Raw genomic sequence first — 13,555 nt, forward strand, 5'->3', positions numbered from 1 at the left:
GCAGGCATCTTAAAAGGGGCTTTTTTAGCCCCTTTTTTTTGACTGATGGAGAGACCCATGCCCCTGATGCGTCGTTGTTTTTTGCTGATAGCGTTTTTACTGCTAACAGGCCCTGTTTTCGCCGAAGGTTACACAACACTGGGTGACAGAGTCAGACCGCAAGTCGCCGATGACAAGATAGAAGTCACTGCAATTTTTTCCTACACCTGCCCTCACTGCTATCGTCTGGAACCTCAACTGGAAGCCTGGGCTCAAACGCTTCCGGAGGATGTAGAGCTGGTCCGTCTACCTGCTTCTTTTAATCAACAGTGGGAACACCGCTCCAGAGCCTATTACATCATGGAAGCCCTGGGTATCTTCGAGGAAGCCCACATGCCTTTTTTCCATGCCATCCATCGTGATGGTCAGAATATGGGCAGTGTCGATGCGCTCAGCGAATTTTTCGCTGACTATGGTGTATCCGCTCAAGAAGTAGAAGATACCTATTCCAGCTTTGGTGTCGACAGGCGTGTACAAAGAGATACCGCGCGGCTGCGGAATTTTGGCGTAGCCAGCGTACCCACCCTGATCGTTGATGGCCAGTATCAAGTTGATGGCCGTTCCGCCGGCAGCTTGAGCAATATGATTCGTGTCGCTGACCAACTGATTCAGGAAGTACGTTCCAACCGCTAATCCAATACCTACACCCTGGCTCGCTCGGCTGCTTTTTTACTGTCTGAGTTACAGGTTGAAACGGACAAAGCCGCCGCGAGCCTCTATGATAGCCATATCTCTCTTAGGACACAGTGGCGTTAACTGTGAATAGCTCAGACGATTTAATAGGACAGAGAAATCTTTCCGAAGATTCCTCCCAGCAAAGCAATGACTTGGCTTCGCGGCAAAAATCAGCCGAAGATGAGGTCAAGGAGAGTCGTGCTGCCCGCGAAAAGGAACGCCTCCAGTGGGAAGAGGAAGAGCGCCAGAGAAAAATTGAAGAACGCGAAAAGGCCGAAAAGGAACGCCTGGAAGCTGAAAGGCGAAGTCTCTATGCCGAACTTGAAGGCATGGATTATGACCTGCTGTCTCTGGTCGACTATCCCACCGATCATGAGATCTTTGCTGCCAAACGCGCCCGCACCCTCTGGTTTATTGCCCTCGGTTCAGCCCTCTTTCTTTTCCTTGCCAGCCTGCTCAGTTTAACCAGCCCCTGGGTCGGCGGTATTGCTGGCGGTATTGCCTTTGTGCTCTGGCTGACCCACGGTGCAGGAATGATGTCCTATTTTCCCTCGCTGAACCGCTACCCCGCACTAGTCACCCAACGCAAACGTTTAAAGCGTGATCTGATTGAATACATCCGCAATATTGAAGGCCGACTCGGCTATATCCACCGTATCTATCCCCTGGTTGAATTTAACCCCCGCCTGGGTGGCCGCCGCTTCAAGCGACTCGCTTTAATGTCGCGTGAGCACACGCTTCTCGCCAATCTGCGAACCCTGCAGGATACCAAAACCTACTATGAGTTTATGGTAGAAGCTCTCAAGGGTTACCAAGAATTGCTGCAAAAAGAAAAGGAAGACGCTTTTATTGAGTCCATGGATTTTGATCCCAACGAACTGGATGAAAATGCCCAGGCTCATGAAGAAAAATTGCAACAGCAGGAGCAGCAACAAGCCATTTCGGCTGCTTCCAAGGAGCAAGCTGAAACATCGACCCAGCAAGAAGAACAGGCAGCAGCCAGCGAAGATAACAAAAAAGAAAGCCCTTGAGTTTTCCATAGCTGCTATGCTGAATTCATCCTTCTCTAGGATGATTAAGCCATGCCACCAATTCGCAACTATTTCCTTTCCTGCCTGATCTTACTACTCATCACGCCTGCTCTGGCTGACGATCATGAAGGAATTATCGTCGAAGGTGTGTTTTTCCCTGCCAACTACAATACCTTGCAACTTCAGGGCCAGGGGCTTCTCAGGGTTGGCTTGGTTATTAAGGCCTATGTCGCCGCCTACTATCAGGCGCAACCAGGAGCTTCCCACGAGGATCCAACCAGTGGCAGAAGACTGGAAATAGAATACTTTCATTCCATTGCAGCTGAGGATTTCGTTCAAGCCACTCAAGCAGGTATAGCGGCCAATACTTCTGCTGATGATCAACAGCAGCTTTCCACCTCTCTACCCGCTTTCCTTGACCTCTACCAAGCGGTTGAACCCGGAGATCGCTATTCTTTAACCTGGATTCCCCAGCAGGGGCTGGAGCTGGCATTAAATGGTCAACCCCTGGGGCAACTCAATGATGCCTTGTTGGCCTCAGCTCTTTTTTCTATCTGGCTGGGAGAAGAGCCGGCCAGTGAATCCTTGAAAGAGGATCTTCTAAATCGCTGATTAAAGTGGCTTCAGACCAACACGGGCTATTTTGTCGCCTTCTACCTTGACCACGACCCAGTGAATACCATGCCAATCCATCTGGTCACCGACAACCGGGTGGCCCCCGAAACGACGCGTCAAGAATTCTCCCAAGGACAACTCCTTCTGATCCGCACTCAGAGTTAAGCCGTAGAGTTCAGCCACATCCTTGAGAGGCGCTTCACCATCCAGGGTAAAATCGCCAAAGAAGCTGCGGGCCTTTTCTTTCTTCGGGGCGGGCTCTTCATTAAACATCTTGTTAAGCACCGGCAGATCAGCATCCCTGCCAATAATACACAGGAGGTCGCCTTGTTGAAGCTGGGTACTCCCGGACGGGTGGATCAGCTGCCGGTTTCTGAAGAGAGCGCCGATGCGGGCGCCGGAAGGAAATCTCAAGCGTCTTAATTCCACGCCTTCCAGCGTTTCGCTCATGACGGTATACACAAAGGCTTCATAATCATCTTCGGGGAAGATACCCAAAAGACTACGGCGTTTAGGTGCAAAATCCGGGGGGACTTCCACGCGAAGCTTCTTGGCCATCCAGGGAAGGCTGCTCCCCTGGACCAACAATGAAATCAGTACCACGTGGAAGGCAATATTAAAATACAAGGAAGCCTTGTCAGTCCCGGCAATAACCGGAAAAATTGCCAGTACTATGGGCACGGCTCCCCTCAAGCCCACCCAGGCAATGAAGCCCAGCTCACGCAGGTTGAATTTAAAAAACGGCAGCAGGCAGAGCCCCACAGCCAGGGGGCGAGCTACAAAAATCAGACCCAAAGCCAAAGCGGTTGCTGGCAGGGCAATATCGAGCATTTGGTGGGGCGTCACCAATAACCCCAAAATCAGGAAGAGGCCGATTTGGCTCAGCCAGGCCAGGCCATCATGCACGGGGAGAATATATTGCAGCTGGGCACTACGACTGTTGCCCAGCATCAGCCCGGCCAAATAGATCGCCAGGAACCCGCTCCCTCCCAGAAGATTGGTTGCAGCAAAAAGTGCCAGGCCTGCACCAGTCACCAGCAGCGGATAGAGCCCCGTGGGTAGATGCACCCGCTTGAGAACTCGCGAGAACAACCAACCGGCACCTAACCCCAGAGGCAAGCCCAGACCAAATTGCAAAGCAAATACTTGCAGCGCCTGCCAGGGATTGGCAGCATCCTGGGTCAGTAAAGTAATCAGAGTAATGGTCAGGAAGATCGCCATGGGATCGTTGGTACCCGACTCTATCTCCAGGGTTGCACTGACCCTTTCGTTCAGATGAACACCCTTGCCACCCAGCATGGAAAAGACTGCCGCCGCGTCTGTCGACCCGACAATGGCACCAACCAGCAGCCCCTGCATTAGCGTCAGGTCAAATAGCCACTGGGCCAAGAGTCCCGTCAAGCCACTGGTCACCAGAACGCCCAAGGTCGCCAGAGAGAGTGCCGGCCGCAACCCTACCCGGAAGGTTTTCATTCGGGTTCGCATCCCACCATCCAGCAGGATAACAGCAAGCGCCAGGTGGCCGATGGTATAAGCCACCTCAAAATTGGCAAAATTTACCCCGCCGATGCCGTCTTCACCAGCCAGCATCCCGATAGCCAGAAATACCAACAGCAGCGGCATGCCAACACGTGCTGATATAACACTGGCCAGGATACTCAGGCAGAGTAATAGGGAAGCTATCAGGAAAATTGAATTCAGATTATCCACAGGGGGTCACAAGTCTTAGCCAAGCAGAAGCTTAATTGTGGCATAAAAAACCCCCGGCATGCCGAGGGTCGTGAGGAATATTTATGCCGTTTGTCAGACAACCAGCGTCGGGCACTTGGAATGGCTGGCAACTCGCTGGGACACACTGCCCATAAAGTAACCCTCGACATCACCATTCGTCCCGCGGGACCCCATTACAATCAGGTCAACTTCCTTGGTTTTGGCAAACTTCACAATTGTTTTTGACGGACGCCCTCCCTTCACGAAAGCCCGCACCTGCTCAGCACCCCACTCCTTGGCCTTCTCCTTGGCGTGCTCGGCAACACTCTTGGCATATTCCTGGAGGGCATCATCCGGAATCTGGACTTCATCTGGACGCACCATCGAAAGAGAGGCTTCAAATAGACTGTGATGCTTGTAGACACACAGAATCAAGAGTTCAGCTGAAGTCAGTTTCTGTAGTTCTACAGCCTTTTCCAAGGCAGCCAGAGCTCCCTCAGAACCGTCCACTGGAACCAGAATTTTTTTAAACATTACCCTTCTCCAAAAGGTTTAGCCGTAAGCCAGATCTCTAAAGAACAGCGCAATCTGCGGGAAAGCAATAATCAGCCCTGCAGCCGCCACCAGCATAAAGACGAAGGGTGGTGTTCCCCGAATGACTTCCCAGTAGGGACGCTTGAAGATCGCAATTGCTGTGAAGATATCGCAACCAAAAGGTGGTGTAGCCGAACCTATGGCAACCATCAGAGTAATCAGAACACCCACCAGAACGGGGTCCAAAGCCGTGGCTTCAATAGCGGGAGTAAAGATCGGTGTCAGTACCAGAATAACCACGATGGGATCGACAAACATGCAGGCTATAAAGAAGGCTACGGCAATTGCTACCAGTACCCCGATTGGCCCCGCATCCTGGATGCCGACACTACTCAGAATAGCTTCAGGAATCTGGGCAAAGGAAATAATCCAGGAAAAACCATTACCCACACCCACTAGGATAAATACTACGGCGGTAATCAGGCCGGTGGATTTGGCAATCTTGTAGATATCCATCGCCTTCAGCGAGCGGAAGATAGCAAACTCCAGAATCACGGCATAGAGCACACACACTGCTGCTGCTTCGGTAGGACTGAAAATACCGCCGTAGATACCACCCACGATAATCACTGGGAAACCCAGTGGCCAGAGGGCTTCCTGAACGGATACTAGCCGTTCCTTCCAGGTCGAACGTGGCTCGGTGGGCACCTTGTTCAGGTGGGCGTAGCCAATGCAGTAAAGCGAAAACATCGCCAAGATCAGGAGACCCGGGCCTATCCCGGCAATAAACAGCTCACCAATGGAAGTACCGGAAATGACCCCATAGATAATCATCCCAATACTGGGAGGAATCAAAAAGGCGATATCACTGGAGTTGATGATCAAAGCAAGAGTAAAGGAATCGGAGTACCCGGCCTTAAGCATGCGGGGACGAAGTGGAGAGCCTACGGCCACCACTGTTGCCTGAGTGGAACCGGAAACAGCACCAAAAAGAGTACAGGAAGCTGCAGTACTGACAGCCAACCCGCCTTTAATGTGGCCAATAAACGACATGACCATATTGATTAAGCGGCTAGCCGATTGACCCCGGGTCATAATATCGGCTGCCAGAATAAACATGGGAACGGCAATCAGGGCAGCAGGTCTTATCCCCGCCATCACCTGTTGCACAAAAGTATCCATCTGCCCCAGACCATCGAACATCATCACAAAACCGATGAGTGCGCCTATGGTCAGGGGAATCATCATGGGAAAACCCAACATCAGCAGCACGATCATGGCTGCCAGCATCAAGAGCGCCATAGGTTACACCTCGGTTTCCGTGTCTTCGTAGCCATCCACGACGTTGGTGGAAAGATAAACATCCTTGGAGATAAAGTTTTTAATGCCCGTCATAAAGTACTGAATACCCGTGACCGCAAAGCCTATGGGCACCCAGAGATAAATCCAGTAGAGAGGCAGTCCCAGGGTCGGCAGGATACGACCGGTGGAATAGATGCTGTAGATGTAGGTCACCGAATACCAGCAGAGAAAGAACATGATTGCGCTGGTAAAGAAGGCGATAAAAATCATCAAATAACGCCGGGTTTCAACCGGGAAGGCATCATAGAGGGCTGACATACGAATATGGCGACCGTGCCGTGCCGCATAGCCGATACCGGCAAAGGTGATCATGACGATCAGAATACGATTCACTTCTTCTGCAAAGTGCAGACTCTCACCAAAAACAAAACGTCCGACAACATTGGCAATGGTATTAATAGCCATTAACAAGACACCCAGAGCCAGGATCACGGCTTCTGCCTTGCTAATACCATTATCAATGGTGCCTAGAAATCCCGGTAGGGCGGACTGGGAGTGAGAGGGTAGATCATCCTGCATGGGAGATTACTCCTGTAACTGGGTGCCTTCCTTGGCAACCATTTCTTCCCTGACCAGGTCAGATAGAGCCTGGATTATTCGGCAGCATTGACCTCTTGCAGGTCTTCTTTGAACTGCTGCAGCAGTTCTTGACCGCTTTCACCGGTCATTTCGATGAACTTGTCTTCAACCTGAGGCGCACGATCCATAAAGGCCTGGCGCTCTTCTTCGGTCAGACGAGTCACGGTCACTTCATCGCTGGCATCCAGAATAGCCTGGAGTTTTTCTTCACTCAGACCCTGAACATACTCAGTGATGTGATTGAATGCATAGTCAGCAGCGGACTGGACCAGCTCCTTGTCTTCAGCAGACAGGCCTTCATAGAAGTCCTGGTTGGCCATCATGGCAGTTGTGAACTGACCATGGCCCGTGAAGATCAGGTTAGGGGATACTTCATAGAGACCACCGGACTCGATCCAGAAAATGGGGTTTTCCTGACCCTGAATAATGTTGGTCTGCAGCGCACCATAGACTTCACCCCAGGGCAGAGGCGTTGGTGTTGCACCAAAGGCTTCATAGGTCTCGGACAGCAGCGGGTTGGTCATGGTACGGATTTTCTTGCCATCAAAATCGGCAGGTGTACGTACTGGCTCATCAGCAGTGACGACCATTTCCCCTTCAGGGTACATTCTCAGCAGTTCCAGACCCTGTTCTGCATACAACTCGGGGAACATTTCATTGATCGCTTCACTGGTCTTGAAGAATTCAATGATCTTGTCGTCCTCAACGGGCAGCAGGTAGGGGATGAAGAAAATCTGCGCTTCGGGGATCAGAGAGCCGGTAAAGCCAGGCGACTGGTTAACAAACTGCAGAATGCCTTGCTGAGTCTGTTCCATGATGTCATCAGACTCACCCAGCTCACCAAAGCGATAAACTTCCAGAGTATGAGCGGAATTATCTTCGATGTATTCCTTGAATTTCATGGCGAAGACGTCTTGAACATCACCTTCAAACTCCTCATGTGCATAGCGCCAGGTTTCACCCTGGGGTTCTGCGGCGGCCTGGGTGTTGCTTTCCGTCTCTTCCGTTTCACCACTACAACCGACCATGGAGGCCATAAGGACACCGGCAACAGCCGTGCCCAGCACTTTTTTCAACATCATTACTATCATCCTCGTCGCTTGATAGAGTCGAGAAAACTACTCGACGTAGGGGTCTTGCACTTTTCTTCGTTTTCTCAGAATGGCAAAGGAAATTATAGATATCAAGACTTTTGATTATTTTTTATTATGCAAATCCTGTCATGTTTACCTGTTAATAAAGGCCTTTTGTATGAAAGCTTTGCTGCAGCGCGTCAAAAATGCGCGTGTTCAAGTCGATGGAAAGACCATCGGCGCTATCGATCAGGGATTATTGGTTTTTTTGGGTGTCGACCATCCCGACACCGAAGCAGTAGCGGAAAAATTACTGGACAAGGTCATCCGTTACCGGGTTTTTTCCGACCAGGAAGGCAAAATGAATCTCAGTCTTGAAGATATTGGGGGTGGACTTCTGGTGGTCTCCCAGTTCACTCTGTCTGCTTCAACCCGCAAGGGACTGAGACCAAGTTTTTCCTCGGCTGCCACTCCCAGTCAGGGGGAATTCCTCTATAATCATTTTCTCAGCCTGGCCCAGGATCGTCTGGATCAGGTAGCCAGTGGTCAATTTGCTGCGGATATGCAGGTGGAACTGGTCAATGATGGGCCAGTCACCTTTATGCTGGAAGTTAATACCTGAATTTCTGTGAGGAGATTTCATCTTGAATGATGCCAAGCGCCCACCCGTTGCTCTGGTCACCGGCGGTGCCCAGGGAATAGGACGTGCCATTACCGGTGCTCTTTTACAACAGGGCTGGCAGGTCATGATGGCCGATATCGATGGCGAAGCAGGTACCGAGTGCATCCATCTTTTTGACAACCTGGGCAAGGTGGCCTTTCAGGCTATGGATGTCTCCCAGGAAGATCAGGTGCGCCAGCTAATGCAAACCACTCAGGAAGAACTGGGCCCCTTGTCCCTCCTGGTCAACAATGCCGGTCTGGCCAGTCCTTTCACCGGTGCGTTGGAAGACCTGGATCTATCCACCTGGCAACGCTATCTGGATGTCAATCTGACCGGCACCTTCTTGTGCTCCAAACATGCTGCGACCCAGCTCAGGGAAACTCGCGGCAGTATCATCAATATGGCCTCCACGCGAGCCCTCCAGTCCGAGCCGGATACCGAGGCCTATTCCGCCAGCAAGGGCGGCATTCTGGCTTTGACCCATTCTCTGGCCATGAGCCTGGGACCGGATGTTCGTGTCAATGCCATCAGCCCCGGCTGGATTGAAGTCGGTGACTGGCAAAAAACCAGCTCCCGCTACCAGCCCTTTCATTCTGACGAGGATCACGAACAGCATCCTGTTGGCCGTATAGGTAAACCCGATGATGTGGCCGGACTGGTACTCTGGCTGGCTTCCGATCTGGCCGGTTTCGTCACCGGCCAGAACTTTGTTGTGGATGGCGGCATGAGCCGCAAGATGGTTTATCAGGCTGACTGAAAACGCTGTTTCAGGAAAGCCCCAGCTCCTGACTGCGGCTTTCCAGTTCTTCACTGGTTTCCAGCCAGGCCATTTCGACTTCTTCCAGCGCTTCCTGTTGAACGGCTTGATCCTTCATTAATTGCTGGAGTTCATCCTTGCGTCCACTATTAGTGTAGAGATCAGCATCCGCCAAAGCCTCCTCACTGACTCGCAATTGTTCACGCAACTGATCCATTTGTTTTTCCAGCCGCTGAACTTCCTTTTTTAAAGGTTTAAGTTCTTCCCGGCGCCGGGCAGCCTCTTTACGATCCAGTTTTTTCTTAGCAGGCGTCTGAGTTAACACCTCTTTCTTTTCTTCTTTTTCATCTTTGCGAGCCTGGGCCTGACGTTCTTTCAACCAGCGGGCATAAGCTTCCAAATCACCATCAAATTCCTTCACCTCACCATCGGCTACCAGCCAGAAGGTATCCACGGTGTTCTTAAGCAGATGGCGATCGTGGGAGACCACCAGAACCGCACCAGAGAATTCCTGTAGTGCCAGGGTCAAGGCATGACGCATTTCCAGATCCAGGTGGTTGGTGGGTTCGTCCAGAAGAAGGAGGTTGGGTTTCTGCCAGGCGATAATCGCCAGGGCCAGGCGGGCCTTTTCCCCCCCTGAAAAGTGATCCACGCTAGCCAGGGCCTCATCACCATGAAAGCCAAAGCCACCCAGAAAATTGCGCAGCGTCTGTTCATTTTCCTTGGGTGACAGGCGTTGCAGGTGCAAAAGCGCGGAAGCCTGGGTATCCAAGGCTTCCAGTTGATGCTGGGCAAAATAGCCAATGGATAGATGCTCACCGGCTACTCGCTCTCCACTGAGCAGAGATAGATCCCCCACCAGGCTTTTGATCAGGGTGGATTTACCCGCGCCATTGGGACCCAAGAGCCCCAGGCGTTGATCCGGATGCAGGGTAAAACCAACCTGCTCAAGAATACTTTTACCTGCATAGCCCAGTGAGGCCTCACGCATCACCAACAAGGGGTCAGAAGTTTTGTCGGCTTCCGGGAAGCTGAAATGAAAGGGTGAATCCACATGTGCGGGGGCAATTTTTTCCATCCTTTCCAACGCCTTGATTCGACTCTGCGCCTGTTTGGCTTTGGTCGCCTTGGCCTTGAAACGGCGGATAAAATCTTCCATATGCGCCACTTCACGCTGCTGTTTCTCATAGAGCGACTGCTGCTGCGCCAGCTTTTCGGCACGCTGCTTTTCAAACGCCGAATAGCCCCCCTTGTAAAGGTTCAACTGCTGATGCTCCAGATGCAACAGGTGGGTCACCACCCGGTCGAGAAAATCCCGGTCATGGGAAATCAGCAAGAGGGTTCCCGGATACTGGGCCAGCCAGCCTTCCAACCAGAGGGTGGCATCCAGGTCCAGGTGGTTAGTAGGTTCGTCGAGCAGTAACAAATCCGAGGGCATAAACAGAGTACGTGCCAGATTCAGGCGAATACGCCAGCCACCTGAAAAGCTGTTAACCGGGTTATAAAAAGTCTCCTCAGCAAAGCCCAGACCGGCCAGCAGCTGTTCGGCTTCGGCCTTTTTGGAATAGCCCTGTAGCAGGTCGTAGTGACCATGCAGCTCGGCCAGGCGCTGGTTATCTCCTTCCGCCTCCGCCTGCTTGAGTCCGGCCTCGACGTTTTTCAATTCTTCATGGCCGTCCAGCACATATTCCAGAGCCGGCTGACTTAACTCGGAAACTTCCTGTTCCAGATGGGCAATTCGTTCATAACCCGACATTTGCAGCTCACCCCCTTCTGGGGTAAGTTGACCCAACAAGAGTTTAAAAATTGATGACTTGCCTGCCCCGTTCGCGCCTGTCAGGCCGACCTTCCAGCCTGCATGCAAACTCAGGTTCGCTTCCTCCAGCAGCCGTTGCTGGCCGCGTTGAAGGGTTAAATTGCGAAATGTCATCATAATTGTACGGCTCCCGGTGATCTTCCTCTGCAAGGACTGAAAAATGCTGCTGCATGATAACCCTTTCTGGCGTTTTTCGCTGAGTCTCTATCAACTCAAGCGAATCAAGGATGCCTGTTTGCATCTACAGGATGAAGGCGGTGCCAACGTCAATCTGCTGTTCTTTGCTCTTTGGGTTTCCCAGCAACAGCTGAGGTTCAGTCCTGACTGGAAAACCACTTTTCAGCAGCTGGAAAACTGGCACCGGGATTACACCCTCCCTCTCAGACGCCAGCGAGATGAACTCAAACTGCTCGCCGAACGCGCGGATCGCAGTGAAAATGGCCCTCTACATCAGATGCGCGAACACCTGCTGAAAGCTGAACTCCTGTCCGAACAGCAAGAACAGGCCGTGCTTTATTATTACTATCAGGAACGCCAGGGCCTGATTCCCTGTGAGGACAAGCAGGCTGCCCTGATCGAAAACCTGACTCACTGCATCAGCGACCCGACTCATATCGATAACGAACCGCTGAAAGTGCTCCTGGGCATTATTCTGGAAGAAGAACAGGTTGAAGTTGCCTGCGTGCAGCTGCGTGAACAAATTGAAAAACGTTTTTTACGCCAGAACTGAACTTCTATATCATTTGAACCACTAATGCTGAGAATTCTCGAACCAACCAAGGAGTATGCATGTTGAAACCACTCAGCCGGATCGCCCTGGCTACGTCCCTGGGCCTGACCCTGACACTGCCAACGACTACTCTGGCAGCCCCTGATAGTGAAGAAGAAAAAATCGGTTACAGCCTGGGTGTTATGGTTGGCCGTCAACTGCAGCAGGATGTCACTGATCTGGATATTGACAGCTTTACCGAAGCGCTTGAAGACATCTATGCCGAGCGCGATCCTCAACTGACCGACGAGGAAATTCGCCAGGTTCTGCAAAACCTCCAGCAGCAGATTGCCGCTGAAGCCCAGGCGGCCCAGGAAGAAGCTGCCAATAATAATCTGGCCAAGGGCCAGGAGTTTCTGGAAGAAAATGCCGACAAGGATGGCGTCGAGGTTACCGAATCCGGCCTGCAGTATAAAATCATTACTCAAGGCGAAGGTGCCACCCCAACCGCCGACTCTACCGTTAAGGTTCACTATGAAGGTAGTCTGATTGATGGCGAAGTTTTTGACAGCTCCTATGAACGCGGTGAGCCGGTGACCTTCCAGGTCAACCAGGTTATTGCTGGCTGGCAGGAAGCTCTGCAGATGATGCCTGTGGGCAGTGAGTGGGAAATCTATGTTCCCGCTGATCTGGCTTATGGCCCTGCAGGCGCTGGTGGTGCCATCGGCCCTAATGAAACCCTGATTTTCAAAGTTGAGCTCCAGGAAATTCAGGCTGCAGACGAGTAATGACTCAACTGCAATAAAAAAAGCCCGGCTAATAGCCGGGCTTTTTTGTAGGCTAAGCCTGTTTTAGGGCTTCATGTCCTCGAAAAACTTCTTCACGCCATCGAACCAGTTGGTTTTCTTGGGTGAATGTTTTTCCATTTTGGTGCCTTCGTGAAACTCTCTGAGCAGGTCTTTCTGGGACTCGGTCAGGTTCACTGGCGTTTCCAGCACCACACGACAGAGAAGATCACCACGGGGACCGCCACGTACCGGTTTTACCCCCTTGCCTCGCAAGCGGAAGAGCTTGCCGGTCTGGGTTTCTGCCGGGATTTTCAGTTTTACGCGGCCATCCAGCGTGGGCACTTCCAGTTCACCCCCCAGAGTGGCATCCACAAAGCTGACCGGCACCTCACAATAAAGGTTGGCACCATCGCGCTCAAAGATAGGATGTGGGCGTACATTGACCTGAACATAGAGGTCCCCAGCCGGTCCGCCCATGCGTCCAGCTTCGCCTTCTCCGGAAAGACGGATGCGGTCACCGGTATCCACCCCGGCAGGAATCTTGACTTCCAGGGTTTTCGAATTCTGGACGCGGCCTTCACCGTGACACTTCTTGCAGGGGTTCTTGATAACCTGGCCGGCACCCTGACAACTGGGACAGGTCTGCTGGATGGCAAAGAAACCCTGCTGCATTCTGACCTGGCCCATGCCATTACAGGTGCCACAGGTTTCCGCTTTACCATCTTCAGAGCCGCTGCCATTACAGCTGTCACATTCTTCCAGTGTAGGCACCTTAATCTTGACGGAGGTACCTCGCACAGCATCTTCCAGATCCAGATCCAGCTGATAGCGCAAATCCGAACCGCGTTGGGCACCACCCCGGCCGCCGCGGCCTCCACCGCCGCCGCCACCGAAGATATCCCCGAACATGTCGCCGAAGATATCGCTGAAGTTACCGGCACCGCCCTGGAAACCACCAGCACCGCCGCCCATCTGGGGATCAACACCGGCATGACCAAAGCGGTCATAGGCGGCCCGTTTTTCCTGGTCAGCCAGGATTTCGTAGGCTTCAGTGGCTTCCTTGAATTTATCTGCTGACTCGGGGTCATCCGAGTTACGATCCGGGTGGTATTTCATCGCCAGACGACGGTAGGCCTTCTTGATAGCCTTTTCGTCGGCGTCGCGTTCGACCCCCAGGATTTCGTAATAATCACGTTTTGCCAT

14 protein-coding genes are annotated in these 13,555 nt (G+C 52.1%); 7 read left to right on the plus strand and 7 right to left on the minus strand.

Features of this window, described 5'->3' with window-relative positions; all coding sequences use genetic code 11:
• The first annotated feature begins 57 nt into the window (after positions 1–57).
• The 3 genes from DFK18_RS02845 to DFK18_RS02855 all read left to right on the plus strand — a co-directional run bounded on the left by DFK18_RS02845 (position 58) and on the right by DFK18_RS02855 (position 2,357).
• Positions 58–672: a thiol:disulfide interchange protein DsbA/DsbL gene (locus tag DFK18_RS02845; RefSeq protein WP_162299668.1), complete on the plus strand. Its 615-nt coding sequence runs from the start codon at positions 58–60 to the stop codon at positions 670–672.
• Positions 673–797: 125 nt separating this feature from the next.
• On the plus strand, positions 798–1,745 hold the full coding sequence (locus DFK18_RS02850; RefSeq protein ID WP_162299669.1) for a hypothetical protein: 948 nt from the start codon (positions 798–800) through the stop codon (positions 1,743–1,745).
• Positions 1,746–1,796: 51 nt separating this feature from the next.
• Positions 1,797–2,357 (plus strand): chalcone isomerase family protein, encoded by a 561-nt coding sequence (locus tag DFK18_RS02855; protein WP_114416707.1) that lies wholly within the window; start codon positions 1,797–1,799, stop codon positions 2,355–2,357.
• On the opposite strand, the gene DFK18_RS02860 is transcribed toward DFK18_RS02855, so the two are convergent.
• From DFK18_RS02860 to DFK18_RS02880, 5 genes are all read right to left on the minus strand, one after another.
• Positions 2,358–4,070: a potassium/proton antiporter gene (locus tag DFK18_RS02860; RefSeq protein ID WP_114416708.1), complete on the minus strand. Its 1,713-nt coding sequence runs from the start codon at positions 4,068–4,070 to the stop codon at positions 2,358–2,360. It lies immediately after the preceding gene.
• A gap of 93 nt (positions 4,071–4,163) precedes the next feature.
• Positions 4,164–4,604, minus strand: coding sequence for a universal stress protein (locus DFK18_RS02865; protein WP_114416709.1), 441 nt, complete (start codon positions 4,602–4,604; stop codon positions 4,164–4,166).
• A gap of 18 nt (positions 4,605–4,622) precedes the next feature.
• Positions 4,623–5,906 (minus strand): TRAP transporter large permease, encoded by a 1,284-nt coding sequence (locus DFK18_RS02870; RefSeq protein ID WP_114416710.1) that lies wholly within the window; start codon positions 5,904–5,906, stop codon positions 4,623–4,625.
• A gap of 3 nt (positions 5,907–5,909) precedes the next feature.
• A complete protein-coding gene (locus DFK18_RS02875) occupies positions 5,910–6,485 on the minus strand; it encodes a TRAP transporter small permease (RefSeq protein ID WP_114416711.1) in 576 nt (191 codons plus the stop codon).
• A gap of 74 nt (positions 6,486–6,559) precedes the next feature.
• Positions 6,560–7,627, minus strand: a complete 1,068-nt coding sequence (locus DFK18_RS02880) for a TRAP transporter substrate-binding protein (RefSeq protein ID WP_245944320.1) — start codon at positions 7,625–7,627, stop codon at positions 6,560–6,562.
• Between the two features lie 169 nt (positions 7,628–7,796).
• Here DFK18_RS02880 and dtd point away from each other — a divergent pair, with 169 nt between their 5' ends.
• Together dtd and DFK18_RS02890 are read left to right on the plus strand one after the other, a co-directional pair.
• The gene (gene dtd, locus DFK18_RS02885) at positions 7,797–8,240 is read left to right on the plus strand and encodes a D-aminoacyl-tRNA deacylase (RefSeq protein ID WP_114416712.1); all 444 of its coding nucleotides are present in this window, start codon (positions 7,797–7,799) and stop codon (positions 8,238–8,240) included.
• 22 nt (positions 8,241–8,262) lie between these two features.
• Positions 8,263–9,039 (plus strand): SDR family oxidoreductase, encoded by a 777-nt coding sequence (locus DFK18_RS02890; protein WP_114416713.1) that lies wholly within the window; start codon positions 8,263–8,265, stop codon positions 9,037–9,039.
• A gap of 10 nt (positions 9,040–9,049) precedes the next feature.
• Here the strand turns inward: DFK18_RS02890 and DFK18_RS02895 are convergent, their stop codons facing one another.
• Positions 9,050–10,972, minus strand: a complete 1,923-nt coding sequence (locus DFK18_RS02895; RefSeq protein WP_114416714.1) for an ATP-binding cassette domain-containing protein — start codon at positions 10,970–10,972, stop codon at positions 9,050–9,052.
• Between the two features lie 43 nt (positions 10,973–11,015).
• Between DFK18_RS02895 and DFK18_RS02900 the strand changes: the two genes are divergently transcribed.
• Positions 11,016–11,585 carry a TIGR02444 family protein gene (locus DFK18_RS02900; RefSeq protein ID WP_114416715.1) on the plus strand — a complete coding sequence of 190 codons (570 nt, stop codon included), beginning with the start codon at positions 11,016–11,018 and terminating at the stop codon, positions 11,583–11,585.
• Positions 11,586–11,644: 59 nt separating this feature from the next.
• Complete coding sequence (bamJ, locus tag DFK18_RS02905; RefSeq protein ID WP_114416716.1) at positions 11,645–12,352, plus strand: BamJ family beta-barrel-assembly machinery protein; 708 nt, start codon at positions 11,645–11,647, stop codon at positions 12,350–12,352.
• 63 nt (positions 12,353–12,415) lie between these two features.
• Here the strand turns inward: bamJ and dnaJ are convergent, their stop codons facing one another.
• Positions 12,416–13,555 (minus strand): molecular chaperone DnaJ, encoded by a 1,140-nt coding sequence (gene dnaJ / locus DFK18_RS02910; RefSeq protein ID WP_114416717.1) that lies wholly within the window; start codon positions 13,553–13,555, stop codon positions 12,416–12,418.

Origin of the sequence: Marinospirillum perlucidum (genome assembly GCF_003336805.1) — a bacterium.
Taxonomy (GTDB): Bacteria; Pseudomonadota; Gammaproteobacteria; order Pseudomonadales; family Halomonadaceae; genus Marinospirillum; species Marinospirillum perlucidum.

What these genes read in the sequence shown, in the direction of transcription:
- dnaJ (WP_114416717.1), bottom strand. Translation starts at nt 13,555, where the DNA reads ATGGCAAAACGTGATTATTACGAAATCCTGGGGGTCGAACGCGACGCC.
- DFK18_RS02870 (WP_114416710.1), bottom strand. Translation starts at nt 5,906, where the DNA reads ATGGCGCTCTTGATGCTGGCAGCCATGATCGTGCTGCTGATGTTGGGT.
- dtd (WP_114416712.1), top strand. Translation starts at nt 7,797, where the DNA reads ATGAAAGCTTTGCTGCAGCGCGTCAAAAATGCGCGTGTTCAAGTCGAT.
- DFK18_RS02875 (WP_114416711.1), bottom strand. Translation starts at nt 6,485, where the DNA reads ATGCAGGATGATCTACCCTCTCACTCCCAGTCCGCCCTACCGGGATTT.
- DFK18_RS02895 (WP_114416714.1), bottom strand. Translation starts at nt 10,972, where the DNA reads ATGATGACATTTCGCAATTTAACCCTTCAACGCGGCCAGCAACGGCTG.
- DFK18_RS02865 (WP_114416709.1), bottom strand. Translation starts at nt 4,604, where the DNA reads ATGTTTAAAAAAATTCTGGTTCCAGTGGACGGTTCTGAGGGAGCTCTG.
- DFK18_RS02900 (WP_114416715.1), top strand. Translation starts at nt 11,016, where the DNA reads ATGCTGCTGCATGATAACCCTTTCTGGCGTTTTTCGCTGAGTCTCTAT.
- DFK18_RS02880 (WP_245944320.1), bottom strand. Translation starts at nt 7,627, where the DNA reads ATGATGTTGAAAAAAGTGCTGGGCACGGCTGTTGCCGGTGTCCTTATG.
- DFK18_RS02855 (WP_114416707.1), top strand. Translation starts at nt 1,797, where the DNA reads ATGCCACCAATTCGCAACTATTTCCTTTCCTGCCTGATCTTACTACTC.
- bamJ (WP_114416716.1), top strand. Translation starts at nt 11,645, where the DNA reads ATGTTGAAACCACTCAGCCGGATCGCCCTGGCTACGTCCCTGGGCCTG.
- DFK18_RS02845 (WP_162299668.1), top strand. Translation starts at nt 58, where the DNA reads ATGCCCCTGATGCGTCGTTGTTTTTTGCTGATAGCGTTTTTACTGCTA.